15 protein-coding genes and 3 tRNA genes are annotated in these 17,997 nt (G+C 54.5%); 6 read left to right on the top strand and 12 right to left on the bottom strand.

Features of this window, described 5'->3' with window-relative positions:
- The 7 genes from CSC3H3_RS11115 to CSC3H3_RS11145 form a co-directional block, all read right to left on the bottom strand.
- On the bottom strand, positions 1–912 hold the full coding sequence (locus CSC3H3_RS11115) for a MotA/TolQ/ExbB proton channel family protein (RefSeq protein ID WP_245881085.1): 912 nt from the start codon (positions 910–912) through the stop codon (positions 1–3).
- 488 nt (positions 913–1,400) lie between these two features.
- Positions 1,401–1,476: transfer RNA gene (locus tag CSC3H3_RS11120), tRNA-Lys, on the bottom strand.
- Between the two features lie 172 nt (positions 1,477–1,648).
- A tRNA-Lys gene (locus CSC3H3_RS11125) sits at positions 1,649–1,724 on the bottom strand.
- A gap of 164 nt (positions 1,725–1,888) precedes the next feature.
- Positions 1,889–2,419, bottom strand: coding sequence for a peptidylprolyl isomerase (locus CSC3H3_RS11130; protein ID WP_101286198.1), 531 nt, complete (start codon positions 2,417–2,419; stop codon positions 1,889–1,891).
- Positions 2,420–2,485: 66 nt separating this feature from the next.
- The gene (gene coaD, locus CSC3H3_RS11135; protein ID WP_101264270.1) at positions 2,486–3,013 is read right to left on the bottom strand and encodes a pantetheine-phosphate adenylyltransferase; all 528 of its coding nucleotides are present in this window, start codon (positions 3,011–3,013) and stop codon (positions 2,486–2,488) included.
- Between the two features lie 14 nt (positions 3,014–3,027).
- Positions 3,028–5,760, bottom strand: coding sequence for a DNA gyrase subunit A (gene gyrA / locus CSC3H3_RS11140; RefSeq protein ID WP_425444981.1), 2,733 nt, complete (start codon positions 5,758–5,760; stop codon positions 3,028–3,030).
- 220 nt (positions 5,761–5,980) lie between these two features.
- The gene (locus CSC3H3_RS11145) at positions 5,981–6,907 is read right to left on the bottom strand and encodes a DMT family transporter (RefSeq protein ID WP_101284853.1); all 927 of its coding nucleotides are present in this window, start codon (positions 6,905–6,907) and stop codon (positions 5,981–5,983) included.
- A 306-nt stretch (positions 6,908–7,213) separates the two neighbouring features.
- Between CSC3H3_RS11145 and CSC3H3_RS11155 the strand changes: the two genes are divergently transcribed.
- The 3 genes from CSC3H3_RS11155 (at position 7,214) to CSC3H3_RS11165 (ending at position 9,251) form a co-directional block, all read left to right on the top strand.
- A complete protein-coding gene (locus CSC3H3_RS11155; RefSeq protein ID WP_101264274.1) occupies positions 7,214–7,447 on the top strand; it encodes a hypothetical protein in 234 nt (77 codons plus the stop codon).
- A gap of 330 nt (positions 7,448–7,777) precedes the next feature.
- Complete coding sequence (locus CSC3H3_RS11160; protein WP_245881086.1) at positions 7,778–8,656, top strand: putative metalloprotease CJM1_0395 family protein; 879 nt, start codon at positions 7,778–7,780, stop codon at positions 8,654–8,656.
- Between the two features lie 121 nt (positions 8,657–8,777).
- A complete protein-coding gene (locus CSC3H3_RS11165; RefSeq protein ID WP_101286199.1) occupies positions 8,778–9,251 on the top strand; it encodes a MarR family winged helix-turn-helix transcriptional regulator in 474 nt (157 codons plus the stop codon).
- 44 nt (positions 9,252–9,295) lie between these two features.
- On the opposite strand, the gene CSC3H3_RS11170 is transcribed toward CSC3H3_RS11165, so the two are convergent.
- The 3 genes from CSC3H3_RS11170 to CSC3H3_RS11180 all read right to left on the bottom strand — a co-directional run bounded on the left by CSC3H3_RS11170 (position 9,296) and on the right by CSC3H3_RS11180 (position 11,140).
- Positions 9,296–9,709 (bottom strand): ester cyclase, encoded by a 414-nt coding sequence (locus tag CSC3H3_RS11170; RefSeq protein ID WP_101284855.1) that lies wholly within the window; start codon positions 9,707–9,709, stop codon positions 9,296–9,298.
- Between the two features lie 129 nt (positions 9,710–9,838).
- A complete protein-coding gene (pyrC, locus tag CSC3H3_RS11175) occupies positions 9,839–10,885 on the bottom strand; it encodes a dihydroorotase (protein ID WP_101284856.1) in 1,047 nt (348 codons plus the stop codon).
- Positions 10,886–11,063: 178 nt separating this feature from the next.
- Positions 11,064–11,140 (bottom strand) — tRNA-His (locus CSC3H3_RS11180).
- Positions 11,141–11,446: 306 nt separating this feature from the next.
- On the opposite strand from CSC3H3_RS11180, the gene CSC3H3_RS11185 reads away from it, so the two are divergent.
- Positions 11,447–12,451, top strand: a complete 1,005-nt coding sequence (locus CSC3H3_RS11185; RefSeq protein WP_101284857.1) for a Gfo/Idh/MocA family protein — start codon at positions 11,447–11,449, stop codon at positions 12,449–12,451.
- 91 nt (positions 12,452–12,542) lie between these two features.
- Here the strand turns inward: CSC3H3_RS11185 and CSC3H3_RS11190 are convergent, their stop codons facing one another.
- Positions 12,543–13,709 (bottom strand): aminotransferase, encoded by a 1,167-nt coding sequence (locus tag CSC3H3_RS11190; RefSeq protein ID WP_101284858.1) that lies wholly within the window; start codon positions 13,707–13,709, stop codon positions 12,543–12,545.
- Positions 13,710–14,213: 504 nt separating this feature from the next.
- On the opposite strand from CSC3H3_RS11190, the gene CSC3H3_RS11195 reads away from it, so the two are divergent.
- Together CSC3H3_RS11195 and glnA are read left to right on the top strand one after the other, a co-directional pair.
- Entirely contained in the window at positions 14,214–14,552 is a 339-nt protein-coding gene (locus CSC3H3_RS11195) for a P-II family nitrogen regulator (protein ID WP_007091888.1), read from the top strand.
- A 63-nt stretch (positions 14,553–14,615) separates the two neighbouring features.
- Entirely contained in the window at positions 14,616–16,025 is a 1,410-nt protein-coding gene (glnA, locus tag CSC3H3_RS11200; RefSeq protein ID WP_101264281.1) for a type I glutamate--ammonia ligase, read from the top strand.
- 221 nt (positions 16,026–16,246) lie between these two features.
- Here the strand turns inward: glnA and CSC3H3_RS11205 are convergent, their stop codons facing one another.
- Positions 16,247–17,848 carry a diguanylate cyclase domain-containing protein gene (locus CSC3H3_RS11205; protein ID WP_245881378.1) on the bottom strand — a complete coding sequence of 534 codons (1,602 nt, stop codon included), beginning with the start codon at positions 17,846–17,848 and terminating at the stop codon, positions 16,247–16,249.
- Between the last annotated feature and the right edge of the window lie 149 nt (positions 17,849–17,997).

Genomic DNA, 17,997 nt, shown 5'->3' on the forward strand with positions numbered 1-17,997 from the left:
TTATTCCGCAGCGTGACGCAGACGGGTAATATTGGCGGCAGCATGGCTGTCACGGCCTGCAAGTTCCCCACGATTGATAATCAGGGTGCAGACCTCTTCGGTAACGGCGGCTGCGCGATTCACAATGCCCTGCATCCACATGTGAAGTGCAGTTGCCGGAATGGCCACCACAAGGCCGATTGCCGTTGTCAGCAATGCCAGCCAGATGCCACCTGAAAGAACAGACGGATCAATACGGCTGCCTGCGCCTTCCATTTGCTGGAAGGCATTAATCATGCCCATAACCGTTCCCAGCAGGCCCAAAAGCGGGCTGAGAACCGCAATCGCCGACATCAGACGCAAACCGCCGTTAAGGCCATCAATTTCCTTGTGTGCGCGCGATGCAATCAGGTCCGATGCCGATTCACGGCTATCGCCATCCCCAACGGGCAGCGACATGCCCAAACGGCCAATTTCCGCCGCCGGATGGCGGCGGCGCTGCAACAGGGTAAGTGCCTGCTGGTCATCGCCCGCAACAAGGTGACGTTCCAGATCGGGCACAAAGCCATCGGTGAACAGGCCACGGCGAATAAAACCGACCATTTTGTAGAAAAACAGCATCAGGCCGATAAGGGCCATGGCTGCCAAAATCCAGCCCACGGCCCCAGCACGGTCGATCAGGTCAAAAACCGGCAGGGTTGCAATGGCATCGGGCACCCACCCCGAATGGGCAATGGCAGTACCGCCCTGCAGCGCACCATCCACCATCTGATCAGCACCAGCAGCCCCTGTAACGCCGTCAACAGCCCCCTGGGCCGTTCCGGGGTCCACACCCCCGGCAGCAGCCTGCGCCACTGTATCGGCGGTTCCGGCAACACTTGAGGCAGCAGATTGCGCACTGTCGGTGGCGGCGGGAACAATATTGTCTGGCATGGGACTTCCGATCCTGATCAAAACTCGCAACAAGGTCGTTGCGTTTTCGCTATTGAAAATGATTTGCACTGTTTAATGCAAATGACTCTGCGATGCAATCTTAACTATTCGCAAAGGCGAATGGATCAGGGTCTTTTTTGCATCGCACCAGATGCAAATGCCTGCCGGCCAGCGCCATATGACCACCAGCAAGACAGACAGTTAATGCAATAGAAGGGAAGCAGCGCGGCACCCCGTAAGGCCGACGCATAACCAAAGCACCCTGAGGCAGGCAGGCCGGGGACAGACAGATCAGCGCCCTGCCCGGCAGAAACCAACAATTTGAATGATGGCAATATGTGCTTCCAGGGACCTTTCGGGACGCCAAAAGAATCCGCACGGAAAACAGCTGATACAGGAATTGGCGTGGCCGATTAATCAGTAGAAAAACAGCCGGGGAAATAGTGGAAAAAATAAACCCCCGAAACCATGCGGTTTCAGGGGTTTATTGGTGAGCCCGACAGGATTCGAACCTGTGGCCAACTGATTAAAAGTCAGTTGCTCTACCGACTGAGCTACGGGCCCAACGTCTCGGTGAGCGGCGTTTTAAAGCGGGATCACCGATGGGTCAAGCCCTGATTTTCAGAAAATTTCAATTTCGGAAAATAACATTTCAGCAGCCCGTACAAACCCATCTGAAACGGATGGAAAATGGGCAAAAATAAACCCCCGAAACCGGATGGTTTCAGGGGTTTATTGGTGAGCCCGACAGGATTCGAACCTGTGGCCAACTGATTAAAAGTCAGTTGCTCTACCAACTGAGCTACGGGCCCACAACGTGTTGACCGGCGTTTTAAAGGCATGCCCCCACCCGGTCAACCATTGATTTGCCGATTTAAGGCAGTTTTTTCACAATATGCGGGTTTTTGGCCCAAAAAGCAGAAAACCGCCCTGAAAAGAGCGGTTTCCGATTGAATTTGACGAAACAAATTCCCGTTTATTGTGCGTCAGCAGCGATCTGCATTTTCACGATATGGTCCGGGTCGGCCACGCGGCCATTGGCCCAGGGCGCGCCCTTCTTGATATTGTCGACAAATTCCATGCCCGAAACCACCTGACCCCAGATGGTATATTGACCATCAAGATGCGGTGCAGCGGCAAAGCAGATGAAGAACTGCGAATCAGCGCTGTTCGGATCGGCCGCACGGGCCATGGAAACAGTGCCGCGCACATGGTGGGCATCAGAAAATTCAGCCTGCAGCTTGGTGCCCGAACCGCCGGTGCCATCACCTTTGGGGTCACCTGTCTGGGCCATGAAACCATCAATCACGCGGTGAAACAACAGCCCGTCGTAAAAACCGCTGCGAACCAGTTCCTTGATTCGTTCAACAGTTTTCGGTGCCAGATCCGGGCGCAGCTGAATAACGACGCGACCATCCTTGAGATCAAGGTAAAGGGTGTTTTCAGGGTCAAGCGCGGCGGCATCCGTCGTCTGTGCCTGTGCTGCGCCGATTCCACCGTTCGACATTGTAAAGATTCCCAAAGCAATAATAACAAGAGAAAGAAAACGAAGCAGACGCATGGCCTTTGCAACCTATTCCTTTTCCTGTGCCAGTTTCTGCTGCAAAGCCTGCAACACAGGGGCTGGCACAAATTCGGTTACGGAACCACCCAGCCGGGCGATTTCCTTGACAAAACGCGACGACACAAACTGCTGTTTGTCCGACGCCATCAGAAACACGGTTTCAATATTTGGTGCCAGACGGGCATTCATGCCAGCCATCTGGAATTCATATTCAAAATCCGAAACAGCACGCAAACCGCGAATGATTACGGATGAATGATTTTCTGCGGCAAAATGCATCAGAAGCGACCCGAAAGGCTTGACCTCGGTCCGGGCGGCAACCTCGCCGCCCGCTGCCTTCAGGGATTCGCGTACCAGTTCACACCGTTCCTCGACCGAAAACATCGGCCCTTTGCCCGCATTGATCGCCACACCGACAATCAGATGATCCACAATGCGGGTCGCCCGGCGAATAATGTCCATATGACCCTGGGTGACAGGGTCAAATGTACCCGGATAAATTCCGATACGGTCAGGATCGATTGTTTTTTCTACCATCGGCCCTGATCCCGTTATTCCGCCGTAGACGGATCGGTTTCTTCATCGCTGCCAGACTGTGCATCGGCATCTGCCCCGCCTTCCGGCGCAACAGAGGTTTCAGCACCGTTTTCAATGTCGGCCTCGTCTTCCTCGGCGCTGTCACCCAGGTTGTTAAGGCGTTCAACGGCAACGACCTGTTCATCATCGGCGGTCCTAAACAGGGTCACGCCCTGCGTTTTACGACCGGCAATACGAATGTCGTGGGTTGGCATACGAATGACTTTGCCACCATTGGTGACCATCATCAATTCGTCGCTTTCCTCGATCACGAAGGATGCCGCGACCATACCGTTACGTTCGGACATGTCGATATTGGCAAAACCCTGCCCGCCACGCCCGGTCACACGATATTCATAGGCCGAGGTACGCTTGCCGTAACCATTTTCCGTCACTGACAGAATAAGCTGGTCACCGGAAAGCAGCTCGTCATAGCGTTCCTGGGTCAAAAGTTCGAGCGGCAGGCCATCCTCGGCGCGGATTTCCTCGCGGCGAAGCTTGGCGGCGATCGAAAGATATTCGCTGCGTTCTTCCATGGTGGCATGTGAGCCCCACAGAACCGACATTGCGATAACTTCATCACCATCGGCCAGACGGATGCCGCGTACACCAACCGAATTACGGCCGGTAAAGACGCGCACATCGGCCACACGGAAACGAATGCATTTGCCCTGACGGGTGGTCAGAAAAATATCATCGTCATCGGTGCAGGTCTGAACAGCAATCAGGCTGTCACCCCGGTCTTCTTCCAGCTTCATCGCGATCTTGCCGTTGGATTTGACATTTACAAAGTCGGCAAGACTGTTGCGGCGGACGTTACCCGTCGATGTCGCAAACATGATGTGCAGGTTTGGCCATTCTTCCTCGTCGGGAAGCGGCAGAACGGTGGTGATATGTTCACCTTCGGAAAGCGGCAGAAGGTTGACCAGGGCCTTGCCCCGCGATTGCGGCGTGCCCAGCGGCAGGCGCCACACCTTCATTTTATAGACCATACCCAGCGAACTGAAGAACAGAACCGGCGTGTGGGTGTTGGCCACAAACAGTTTCGAGACGAAATCTTCGTCACGGGTTGCCATGCCCGAACGGCCCTTGCCGCCACGGCGCTGCGCACGATAGGTCGACAGTGGCACACGCTGGATATAACCGGCATGCGACACGGTAACCACCATGTCTTCACGGGCGATCAGGTCTTCGATGTCATGTTCGAATTCGGCTTCAACGATTTCCGTGCGGCGCTCGTTGGCAAATTCGTTGCGCATTTCGCTCAATTCGTCTTTCAGAATTGTCAGCTTGCGTTCGCGCGATGCCAGGATATCCAGGAAGTCCTTGATCTTCTCGCCCAGTTCGGTCAATTCCGCGGCAATCTTGTCGCGTTCCAGACCGGTCAGGCGATGCAGGCGCAGTTCCAGAATGGCGCGGGCCTGGGCTTCGGACAGGCGATAATTGCCATCATCCGATCCCACCTGGTGCGGATCGGCAATCAGCTCGATCAGCGGGACGATATCGCCTGCCGGCCAGCTTTTTGCCATCAGTTGTTCACGGGCAATCGTCGGGTCGGCGGCATTGCGGATCAGACGAATGACTTCGTCGATATTGGCAACGGCAATCCCCAGGCCGACAACAACATGCGCACGATCACGTGCTTTTTTCAGCAGGTGGATGGTACGGCGCGTGATAACTTCTTCGCGGAATTCGACAAATGCCTGAATGATTTCTTTCAGGTTCATCAGTTCCGGCTTGCCCCGGTTCAGGGCCAGCATGTTCACACCAAACGAGGTCTGAAGCGCTGTAAAGCGGAAAAGCTGGTTCAGCACAACATCGGCAACGGCATCGCGTTTAAGCTCGATCACCATGCGCACACCGGAACGGTCCGATTCATCACGCAGGTCCGAAATGCCTTCCAGCTTCTTGTCACGCACCAGATCGGCGATTTTTTCCAGCAGCGTTGCCTTGTTCACCTGATAGGGAACTTCGGTCACGATGATGGCTTCACGATTGGCGCGGATTTCCTCGACATGGGTGCGCGCGCGCATCACCACAGAGCCACGACCCGTCTTGAACGCCGAATGAATACCGGAACGGCCCAGAATAAGCCCGCCAGTCGGGAAATCCGGCCCGCTGACATATTCCATCAGGCCTTCAACCGAAATGTCGGGATTATCAATTACCGCCATACAGCCATCAATCACTTCGCCCAGGTTATGGGGCGGAATGTTGGTTGCCATACCCACCGCAATACCGCCGGCACCATTGACCAGCATATTGGGATAGCGCGCCGGCAGCACCGACGGTTCCTTGGTGGTTTCGTCATAGTTGGCGCGAAAATCGATGGTATCCTTGTCGATATCATCAAGCAGATAATGCGCGGCCTTGGCCAAACGGGCTTCGGTGTAACGCATGGCGGCGGCCTTGTCGCCATCCATGGAACCAAAGTTCCCCTGCCCGTCAATTTGCGGCAGACGCATCGAAAAATGCTGCGCCATACGGACCATGGCATCGTAGATCGCGCTATCGCCATGCGGGTGATATTTACCCATGACGTCACCAACGACACGTGCCGATTTACGGAAAGGCTTGTTCCAGTCAAAGCCGTTTTCATGCATGGAATACAGAATACGGCGATGAACAGGCTTCAGCCCGTCACGAACATCGGGCAGCGCGCGGCTGACGATCACGCTCATCGCGTAATCGAGATAGCTGCGGCGCATTTCGTTTTCGATGGATACCGGAAAAATATCGCGGCTGGCAGTGTTTGACACTTCGGAGGACAAAGGCCGTAACCTCTTAAACGCTTAATCAAAAAGGAATCAATGCGGCCCGCCCTGCTATCGCATAACAAGCCATTGAGGGCGGAAAGTATCAGGTTTGACCGTCACAAACAACATATGACGCAGCACCTTTTCAGGCAAATCGTGCAAGCGGCAGGTTTCAGTCCTTTTTTGCACTTCCCGGTGCCACGGCCATTGCACTTGCGCGCGCCCCGAAGCGGATATTTGCCGCCGCAATCCCCGCCAGAATGATCACCATCGCAATCAGTGTGCTGGGTGCCGGAACCTCGCCCAGCACCGCCAGACTGACCAGAATTCCAACCGCTGGCACCAGATAATTGTTAAAGGCCAGAAATCCCGCCCCGGTACGCGCCACCATCAAGAGCAGCACAAACATTGCAAGCCCCGTAGGCACCACACCAAGATAGGCAATCGCCAATGCCCCATGGGCTGACCACGCCATCGTCCAGGGCTGATCAACGATCAGGGCGACGGGTGAAATCGTCAGAGAGGCAAAAGTCAGAATCAACGCCGCTGACCCGGCGCGTGGCTGGTCACGCACATGGCGGGCAACCAGCGAGGAAATGGCATAACAAATTGCCGCCACCAGAACCGCAAGCTGATAGGGCAGATCACCGCCAAGCCCCGAAAGGGTTTCAGGACCGACCAGCACCACAACCCCACAGGTTCCCAGCACAAGCCCCAGAACCTTGCCGATGGTCAGTTTTTCATCACGGGTGACGAAATGGCCCAGAACAACGGTTGTTAAAGGCACAACCGACATCAAAATGGCCGCAAGCCCGGCATTGATGCGGGTTTCGCCCATGCTGATCAGAAAAAACGGAATGGCATTGCCCAGCAGGCCGCACATAAAGGCCGCAATCCAGGCCCCGCGCCCCTTGGGCAAACTGCCCCGGCGCAGCAAAACAATCCCCCATAAAACGATCGCGCCAAGCGTGATCCGCCCGGCCGCAACCACCAACGGGGAATAGGCGTGAACACCCAGTTTGATAAAGGCAAATGAACTGCCCCACATCAGCGCCAGCAATATCAATAAAAAGTAATCAATCATTCCCGGACGTGACATGTTTCCCGCCTATTATCGCCATAATTTCTGGTGCATATGGCTTTGGTTCACCCATCAAAATGACGGGAACTTTTTCAAAGTCTTTGCGTTAGCGATTATCTTGAGAAAGATCAACAAAATAGAAACACCTGTCGTGCTACACAACCAGACTGCCGAACATAACCTGCGGGTGAAACCTTATGTCGCGCAAAAAGGTATACTACAACCCTGACGAATAATCAGGGACAGCGGCGCAATCGAGTTATTGATAATGATTTGCAATTGCGTTAAGCTGCAACCACAACAAAGAACGAAGCGAGCAATAAGATGAGTTATGTCGATCACGAACTGAGCATTGATGAAATGTTGGCCGATCCGATTGTCCGGACACTGATGGCCTATGACCGCATCACGGAAACAGATGTTCGTAAAACTCTGGCTCAGGTTGTAACTGCGCGCGAAACCAATCATCCCCGCCTGTCACGACGCCGCCAAACGCAGCAGCCCCAAAGCTGGGCGCAGCAGGCCGCCCCGATGACGGCCCCCAAAACGGCAGCCTGACGGTAAAACACCGTATTTTCAGCAGGGTTTTCATGACCTTGCCCACCCTAATTTGCGACCCTCGCCTTTTTCGGCTTGAGGGTCGCAAGCGTATTCAGGCCAGATTTTTACAGAAAGACTCGGCACGCAAACCGCACCGAACTTTCCCTGTTCAACCCTGCCTTTCGACGAATCAGACACCAAAGTTAACAAGTCCCACCAACACGCCCGGCCCAAAAACAGCCGATTACACGGGTTGATCGCATAAACTGGAACATTTCCAGCCTGCGCATTGTTGCGTATTGACAAAGACTGGCATCAACCCGCGATTTTGCCTATACTGTTGGAATTATGACAGCTATTGGCAGCATCCAGACCATACCGGGTAGCGGCGGGCGTCTTGGCGAAGTTATCGCCATGAACGGCTTGGCCAGCGCCAGCAATGAGGGAGCCTCTACCGGAGGGTCGTCCCAGTCCGGGGTATTGCCACGTCAAATGGCCGCTGTCTCGTTGGTGCCACTTGCGACACCCGCCAGCAAGGCCGCCCTTGCCGCCCCCTCTGGCAATGGAAGCCAGCCAGCAGCACCGACCACCACAAAAGATGGTTCTGCGGCCAATCAGTCAAATATTCCTGCCACACCAGCACCGGCAGCACGCCCTGCCCCCGCCATTTCGGCGGCATCCGTTACGGTTATTCAGCAGGTTGACCCGCGAAGCCTGCCTGGTGGCAGCGGCAGCACTGCCGATATTGACCTGCCGGGCAGCAGCGACAACAAGGATACGACCCCAGCGCCGAACGCCAAGGCACCGGATGGCGCGCCCGACACCCTGAGTGCCGGTGCCCAGGAACAGGTGCGCCGCATGCAGGACCGCGATGCGGCCGTTCGCGCCGAGGAAAACAGCCACAAGGCCCTGGCCGGGGCCAATGCCGGCATGATCAGCTATGATTACGCGGTTGGCCCGGATGGCCGCCTTTATGCCGATGGTGGCCATGTTTCGATCATGCCCCTGCAGGGGCTTAGCGGCATTCAGGCTGTTGCCAATCAGGCGGCTATTGGCCGTGCGGCATCGGTTGGCACCTCCACCGCCGACTTTGCCGCCCACAAAGGGGCATCTGGCAATATCAGCCACATGCTTAGCCAGCAGCAACAGGCTGCCAGCCGGTCCTATAACGAAACCACGGCCATGATGTTCAGCCAGCAGCCAAAGTCTGCCGGGCTGGTTGCCTGATTTCCCATAACATTTTACAAAAAGCCTAATCCGGTGCCCTTTGATGGCATCGGCGATCTGTTTTGCCTGCGGCGGGGTGCTATTGCATCATGCACGGGCCAATATGCATACTGGCAAGCCCATGACGATAAAACCCGATACATCACCGCTATCAACACCCGCCAGCAGCGAAACCATCGCCTTGGCCGAAGATTTGCGCCAATGCATTGGCAGTTTTGTGCGCAATGTGCGCAGCGAAGCCAACACGCCGACATCGGCGCAAAACGAAACCCTGGCCTTGATCGCCCGGGACGGGCCGCAAAGCATGGCGGTGCTGGCGCAAAAGCGGAGCGTCAAACATCAAAGCATGCGCCTGGTGATTGCCCAACTTGAAAAAGCCGGGCAAATCACGCGCCAGCCCAACCCGGATGATGCCAGAAGCCACCTGATCGCTTTGACCGCCGCGGGTGAAAATGCCTTAACCACAGCAAGACAGGCCCGCACGGACTGGATTGCCGCGAAAATACAAACCACCCTAAACACGGCAGAGCGCCAGTCACTGCGCAACGCGATCACAATTTTGCAAAAGCTTGGCGCGCCGACTGACGATCACTAATTATTTAGGCTGGGGCACGACAAAACCCGCTAACCGCGAAGGCTTCAGGCCTGTTTCTGCAGGGCCAGCAGCACCGATGGCAAAGTGTTGACACCCCAATGGGCGATATATTTGCCATTACGGATCGCCACAATATCAATCACACCAATTGAAACGGCATGGCCCGTTGGGGCAATTCCCATCAAGGGGCCGGTATGTTTCCCGGAAATGGATTTTCGGGTCGTGATCTTGTCACCCTCGGCAATCTGGTCATGGATCGTCACCTTCAAACCCGATAATGCCGGGCGCAAGATATTTTCAAAGGTGTGCCACATCCCCTCTGCCCCGTTGGGCATACCTGGCGGGGCAGAATGATTGATAAATTCATCATCAAACAGGCTTTCAAAAACTGCGCGATCCCCCTTCTCGATCACTTCGCGGTTAAATCGTCGGACAATCTCTTTGTTTATCTCGCTCATGGGTATCTCCTCAGGCTGGATCACTTCCGTATATATACAGTTAAACTGTATATATAGCATCAAAAAAGGCGCCGGTCGAAACAGGCGCCTTTTCACAGGTGGCTAAACCCAGCCTAAGCCTTGCGTCTTTTAGGACGCATAATGCCAGTAAACGTCGTAGCCGGGGTTAAACACGGTCACCAGGCCGTCTTTGGTGTCGATTTTGTCAGCAAAGCTTGCCGGAACATTCCGTTTTTCCAGCGTAATTTTGGCGTCATTTACCGGCAGGCCATAAAATGCCGGGCCGTTCAGCGACGCGAAGGCCTCCAGCTTATCAAGTGCATTTTCTTCTTCAAAAACATGCGCAAGCAGCTGGACAGTATTATTTGCGGTGAAAATACCGGCACATCCGCACGCACTTTCTTTCCGGTCATCGGTGTGCGGTGCCGAATCAGTCCCCAGGAAGAACCGCGCATCACCCGACGTTGCCGCAGCGCGCAGGGCAAGGCGGTGCTTTTCACGCTTTGCCACCGGCAGGCAATACATGTGCGGGTGAATCCCGCCAACCAGAATGGCATTGCGGTTAATGATCAGATGGTGGGTCGTGATTGTCGCACCAACATTGGTGTCGTTAGATTTGACGAATTCGACACCATCCTCGGTGGTGATGTGTTCCATGATAATGCGCAATTCCGGCAGGCGCTTGCGCAGCGGGGCCAGAATGCGATCGATGAACACGGCTTCGCGGTCGAAAATATCAATTTCAGGATCGGTCACTTCGCCATGGACGCAAAGCGGAATGCCCAGCTTTGCCATGCGCTCCAGCACCAGCATTGCCTTTTCAAAATCGCGCACACCGCTGGCCGAATTGGTGGTTGCCCCGGCAGGATAAAGCTTCAGCGCGCTGATCACGCCTTCCTTATGGGCGGCTTCCACATCGTCGGGGTCTGTCCCCTCGGTCAAATACAGGGTCATTAACGGGGTAAATTCGTGCCCGGCCGGCAGGGCCGCGACAATGCGGTTGCGATAAGCGGTTGCATCGGCCTTGGTCAAAACTGGCGGCACCAGGTTCGGCATGATAATGGCACGGCCAAAATGGGCACTGGTTTCCGGCAGAACCGCGCGCAGCATGTCGCCATCACGCAAATGCAGGTGCCAGTCATCAGGGCGATGGATGGTAATGCGATTGGACGACATGGGGGAACCTCCTGAAACATGCAGACAGATGCGCAATCAGCCATAAGGGCGCGCGTGCTGCTGCTCAGTACCAGATCAGCCATTTTTTGGGAATTGCAAACATCGGCCAGCAGGTATTTTGCCATCCGCATAGCCAGAAAGACAAAAGGCCAGGCTGTTAAGCCTGACCTTTTCACAATGGGGCGAGTGATGGGATTTGAACCCACGGCCCCCAGAGCCACAATCTGGTGCTCTAACCGACTGAGCTACACCCGCCATCATTTGGCGTTACCGCCATCGTGTGGCGCGGTTTTTATCGCCGTGGGCATGGTACGTCAAGCGGAGATTTCGACTTTTTTTCACATCCCTGCAAAAGGCCGCCAACAACCCGCCAATCCCTGCGATTTTCGGGCGTTAAATTACCCCGGCCCGCCCTTTCAGGTTTATTGCGACATTTTTTCATTCGCATATTTCACTTGCGTCAGGACAGAATGGGAACAATTAAGTCAACGCGATATCATGAATCCGGCATATTCCGATCCTATCAGAAATGCCGGAGCAGGTAAGGAAACGGAGAATCCGATGAAGTGGGGCGTGATCAGCACAGCCAATATTGGAACGGCAAAAGTCATTCCGGCGATGCAGCAAAGCGACAAGCTGGAGATTCTGGCCATTGCCGGCCGCGATCTGGAAAAAACCCGCGAGGTCGCCGAAAACCTGCGCATTCCACGCGCCTATGGTTCATATGAAGAATTACTGGCCGATCCCTCGATCGAGGCCGTTTACAACCCGCTGCCCAACCACCTGCATGTGGAATGGACCATCAAGGCCCTGGAAGCGGGCAAGCATGTCCTGTGCGAAAAACCGATCGGCATGAACACCGAAGATGCCCAACGCCTGCTCGACGCCCGCGAAAAAAGTGGCAAACAGGTGCTTGAGGCTTTCATGGTGCGCCATCACCCGCAATGGAAACATGCCCAGGAACTGGTTGCCAGCGGGCAGATTGGCGAGCTGACGGCAGTTCAAAGCATTTTCACCTACCACAATACCGACCCGTCGAATGTGCGAAACAAAAAGGACATTGGCGGCGGCGGACTGCTTGATATCGGATGTTATTGCATTGTTGGCCCGCGCTATATTGTCGGGCGTGAACCGGTGCGTGTGGTATCGTTAATGGATAAAGACCCGAAATTTGGCACTGACCGCCTGGTTTCAGGGATGCTTGATTTTGGCAGCGGGGTTCAGGCCAGCTTTGTTTGCGGCACACAATCTGCTGCTGTACAGCGTGTGCATATTCTGGGCACCGAAGGACGCATTGAAATTGTCATGCCCTATAACCCGGTGCCGGAAAATCCTGCTGTCATCCGTGTCGGCACGCAAAAGCAGCCGGGATTTGATGAAGCCCGCGAAATCACCTTCCCGGTTTGCAATCACTATACCCTGCAGGGCGAAACCGCGACGGCCATTTTTAATGGCAGCATCGAGGTTGATTATCCCATCGAAGACGCCATCAATAATATGAAGATCCTTGATAGCCTTGCCCGCTCTGCCCGCACTGGCAGCTGGGAAATGGTGGATCACAAATAATCGGCCTGCGGCTTCGCACAGCCCGAACCAGGCAATAAAAAAGGACATCGCCGGTCGCGATGTCCTTTTTGTTTGGGCATATGCCGCAAAATCAGGCAGCAAAAACCTTCTTCATCCGCGTGATGGCTTCTTCCATCATTTCCTCGCGTTTGCAGAAGCAAAAACGCACAAAATGGCGCACATCGCCCTGCTGATAAAAGGCGGAAACCGGAATGGCGACCACCCCCACCTTTTCGATCAGATACTGGCAAAAGGCCTCGTCATCGCCTTCAAACCCCAGCGGGCGGAAATCGCAGGTGATAAAATAGGTCCCCTGGGAATCCAGCACATCAAAACCAACTTCGCGCAGCCCCTTCATAAGGTAGTTGCGCTTGTTTTCCATATCGGCGGTAAAACCGGCAAAATAGCTGTCATCCTGGTTAAGGCCATAGGCCACGCCGTGTTGCAGGTTCGGTGCCGTTGTAAAAACCAGGTACTGATGGGCTTTTGAAATCGGCTCCAACAGTTTGGCGCAGGCAGTGATGTAGCCTACTTTCCAGCCCGTCAGTGAAAAGGTTTTGCCTGCCGAGCCAATCCGAACACAGCGATCCCGCATACCGGGAAAGGTCATTAGCGGGCGATGCTTGCGACCATCAAAAACCAGATGTTCATAAACTTCATCGCACAGGGCATAGGCATCGTGCCGGGTGACCAGCTCTGCCACAAAAGCCAGTTCATCATCGGTAAAAACCTTGGAACAGGGATTCATCGGTGAATTGATCAGAACCAGCTTGGTTTTGTCGGAAAAGGCTGCTGCCAGTTCCTCGCGCGGCAATTCCCAATGCGGCGGGGTTACGCGCACCAGTTTGGGAATGCCCCCTGCCAGCTTCACAATCGGCAGGTAGCTGTCATAAAGCGGCTCGATCAGGACAACCTCGTCACCCGGTGCCACCAGCCCCAAAATGGCGTTTGCCAGGGCTTCGGTCGCGCCAGCCGTCACCATGACTTCGCTTTGGGCATCGATATCCAGGTCATAGAACCGTTTATTATGGCGGGCGACGGCTTCGCGCAGTTCGGGAATACCCATCATCGACGGGTACTGGTTGGACAGGTTCATGGTTGCATCCGCCGCAGCCTGGCGAATATCGGCCGGGCCATCGGTATCGGGTGCACCCTGCCCCAGATTGATCGCCTGGTGTTTACGGGCAAGGCCACTCATGACTTCAAAAATCGTAATACCGCCCGATGCAAACAATGGATTGCCGATAAAATCCGACATCACGAACCGTCCTTTTACCTGTCTTGGTCAAATCTTCTTGCGCAGGCGATCACCATATGATGGCAAAGCAGCCCTGCATGTTTCTGTATCTTCATATGTTTCTGCCACGATGGCAGGGCAATGACCAGCATCGCGCACCGATAGGCGCAATAAAACAGGCAATCATGCCTCATCCCACCCGCAAAAATAGAATCGGTGCCCCGCAACATGCCTTTTGTTTGGTCTGATTGCGCACGGAAATAACAATTTTGGCGCGGCAGATTTTACAATTTTTCCAGATGCCTCTCGATGCGTCATCATTTTGCATATTTTTTATGCAAACTGCCTAAAATACGATCAGCAAATAATAAATTTTCCATGATAACCGGTGGGTTTTACTAGGTTTTCGCCATAAGACTCCCTAGAATATCGGCACTCGGCGACGGGAGCTTAAAACTGGCACGCGCCGTGCTAACCACATTGACCGAGTTCATCGCAACTCTCGCACAAAGCAGAGGGCGCTTAATGAAAAAGATTGAAGCCATCATCAAGCCGTTCAAGCTTGACGAGGTTAAGGAGGCCCTTCAGGAGATCGGCCTTAAAGGGATTACCGTTACCGAAGCCAAGGGCTTTGGCCGTCAAAAAGGTCACACGGAACTTTACCGTGGCGCTGAATATGTGGTCGATTTCCTGCCGAAGGTGAAGCTTGAGATTGTTGTCGAAGACACGCTGGTCGAGCGTGCAATCGAGGCAATCCAGCAGGCTGCCCATACCGGCCGGATCGGCGATGGTAAAATTTTCGTATCCTCGCTTGAGGACGCGATCCGTATCCGTACCGGCGAACGGGGTAACGACGCGATCTGATCGGTCGTTACGTTTCTGCTCGCCATACGGTCACTGAATTATTGAGTTTTAAAGGGTTGCATCATGTCTGACGCTGCTTCAGTACTTAATTTGATCAAAGAAAAAGGCATCCAGTTCGTGGATCTGCGCTTTACCGATTCCAAAGGTAAATGGCAGCACACCGCGCAGGACATCTGCTCGATCGATGAAGACGTCTTCACCGACGGCATCATGTTCGACGGTTCGTCCATTTCGGGCTGGAAAGAAATCAATGAATCCGACATGGTTCTGATGCCCGATCCCTCGACCGCCGTTGTTGACCCGTTCACCGCACAGCCGACCCTGATCGTTTTCTGTGACGTTATCGAACCGGCGACCGGCCAGGGTTACGAGCGCTGCCCGCGTTCGACCGCAAAACGCGCACTTGCTTACATGAAATCGGCCGGTATCGGCGACACCGCATATTTCGGTGCTGAACCTGAATTCTTCATGTTCGACGACGTTCGCTGGACCACCGCTGGCGAAGGCATGGGTTACCAGCTTGACTCCGAAGAAGGTCCGTACAACACCGGCACCGAATTCGAAGGCGGCAACCGTGGCCACCGTCCGGGTCCGAAGGGCGGTTACTTCCCGGTACAGCCGGTTGACTCGGCCAACGACATCCGCGCCGAAATGGTCAACTACATCAACGAAATGGGCGTGCGTTGCGAAAAGCACCACCACGAAGTTGCTCCGTCGCAGCACGAACTGGGTATCGGTTTCGGCACCCTGATCGAACATGCTGACGCGATCCAGATCTACAAATACTGCATCCACATGGTTGCACACCAGTATGGCAAAACCGCAACCTTCATGCCGAAACCGGTATGGGGCGACAACGGTTCTGGCATGCACACCCACCAGTCGATCTGGCACGAAGGCAAGCCGCTCTTTGCTGGTAACGGCTATGCTGACCTGTCTGACACCGCTCTGTACTATATCGGCGGTATCATCAAGCATGCCAAGGCGCTGAACGCATTCACCAACCCGACCACCAACAGCTACAAGCGTCTGGTTCCGGGTTTTGAAGCACCGGTTCTGCTGGCATACTCTGCCCGTAACCGTTCGGCTTCCTGCCGTATTCCGTACACCGCTTCGCCGAAGGGCAAGCGCGTTGAAATCCGCTTCCCGGATGCCCTTGCCAACCCGTACCTGGCATTCTCTGCCATGCTGATGGCTGGCCTTGACGGTATCGAAAACAAGATCCACCCGGGCGAAGCAATGGACAAGAACCTCTATGATCTTCCGCCGGAAGAACTCAAAGAAGTTCCGACCGTTTGCGCATCCCTGCGTGAAGCACTGGAAAGCCTGGACAAGGACCGCGAGTTCCTGAAGAAGGGCGACGTGATGAGCGACGACCTGATCGATGCTTATATCGGTCTGAAAATGGAAGAAGTTATCCGTTTCGAACAGTCGCCGCACCCGGTCGAATTCGACATGTACTACAGCGGCTAATTGGTTCGCCAATTACCAACGTAATCGGAGCGCCCGGCATTTTGCCGGGCGTTTCTTTTTTGAGCACCCGAACAGCACGTGCCGCTTCCGACCACCCATTGGCCTACAAGGGACAAAGGCGCGAAGAGGCTGCGTCACAATAACATGCCCCCAACAACCAACACAAAACCCCGCCTGCAGATGCAAACGGGGTTCTGAATAAATCGGGCTATCAGGCCTGATTATTCTTCGATCAGATCAACATCTTTTTCGACATCATAAAGGGCATATTGCCCCTTCCCGGCCAGCTTTGCCTGATACATGGCCTTATCGGCACGGCGGAGTTGTTCGCTCATGTCACAGAAACCGCCATCAAACACCGAAATACCAATCGATGCGCCAATCGGGCATACCTTGCCTTCCCAGACATAGGGTTCTGCCAGCGATTTAAGGATTTCATCGGCCATTTTCGCCATTTCGGCTGCTTTGCCTTTATTGACGAAAACCAGGGTAAATTCATCGCCGCCCAAACGCGCCACTTCATCGGCACGGCGGGCAACGCGCACCAAGCGGCGTGCGGTTTCAACCAGCACCCAGTCCCCGGCGGCATGGCCCAATGTATCGTTCACCTGTTTGAAACCGTCCAGATCCAGCAGGAAGACAGCAGCAGGCGTTTCCGTGCCACGCAAAACCGATTCACAATGGTTGAGCTTCTGCATAAAGCGGGCACGGTTGGCAAGGCCGGTCAGTTCATCATTGTTGGCCTTGTTCTGCAATTCGCGGGCCGCCATTTTCTGCTTGGTGATATCGGCAACCCACCACAATACCGCTTCGCGCCCTTCAAAAGGCAGCGGCTCCAGCGAGGTTCGCAGCCAGCGGGCTTCTTTGGCACCTTGGGGACGAATGCGCAGTTCCACGTCATGCAACTCGCCCATGGCATCCATTTCAAGCAGGCTTTTCTCGCGATAACGTTCCGAAAGCAAAATGCTGTCTGTCGCATCGGTAATCGGCGTTTTATTGCTGACTTCGGCGGGTTCAGCCCCGTCCGCCCCTGCTGGGCTTTCAACTTCAACACCGAGAAGTTCGATAAAGGTCTGGTTGAAAAACAGGAACTTGCCCGTTTCGCGGTCTGAAATGCCAACGCCGATGGGGGCTTTTTGCAAAATATCGGTCAGGCGGGCGGCCGCACCGGCAACTTCGGCTTCGGCCTTTTTAAGCGAGGTAATATCAATCAGCGAGCCGATGGTGCCACCGATGGCCCCGCTGGGTGTTTTAAGCGTCGATGCTGCAAAAATAGCCGCCTTTTCCGAGCCATCAAGGCTGGCAAAGGTAATTTCATCGCTGATATTACCTTCCTTGGTCAGTAGCGGCTTTTCCTTTGCTTTCATCGTCGCATCAAGCTTGGCCGGTGCCACATCCGATGATTTGCGCCCCAAAACAGCATCAAGTTTGCTGCCGATCAGTTCGGAAAAGGCCGTGTTGCAACGGTTGATTACGCCATCAAGGTTTTTGACGTAAATCGGGATCGGCAGAACATCGATCAGATGCTGGATAAAGAATTTATGGTCGTTAAGCGTGCGGGTCATGGCCTCGCTACGGGTGATGTCGCGCAACATCAAAACCACAAGGTTTGACGGGCCATCAATCCTGCGCCAGGAAATGCGGGTTTCGCCGACAATAAAGGCCGGAAGGTCGTGTTCGCCCTTTTTACCGATTTCCGAAAGGGCCTTGCGCACGGCTTCAACGCCGTCGCTATCCACAAATTTTGCTTCGCGTGACAGAAGTGCCAGAAACTGCTTGAGCGCGGTGCCGCTTTTCAGGCCAATCGCGACCTTATCAAGCATTTTCAATGCGGCTTCGTTTGCATGCTGGATTACCAAATCAGATGCAGAAAGAAAAATAATGCCGTCGCGCCCCAGGGCAGCGGTCGCAACAATATCGGAACTGATCGCCAATGCACATATAAGCGCCGCTAACGGCGCACTCCCTGTTC

The sequence above is a fragment of the Thalassospira marina genome (genome assembly GCF_002844375.1).
In the GTDB taxonomy this organism is placed as follows: domain Bacteria; phylum Pseudomonadota; class Alphaproteobacteria; order Rhodospirillales; family Thalassospiraceae; genus Thalassospira; species Thalassospira marina.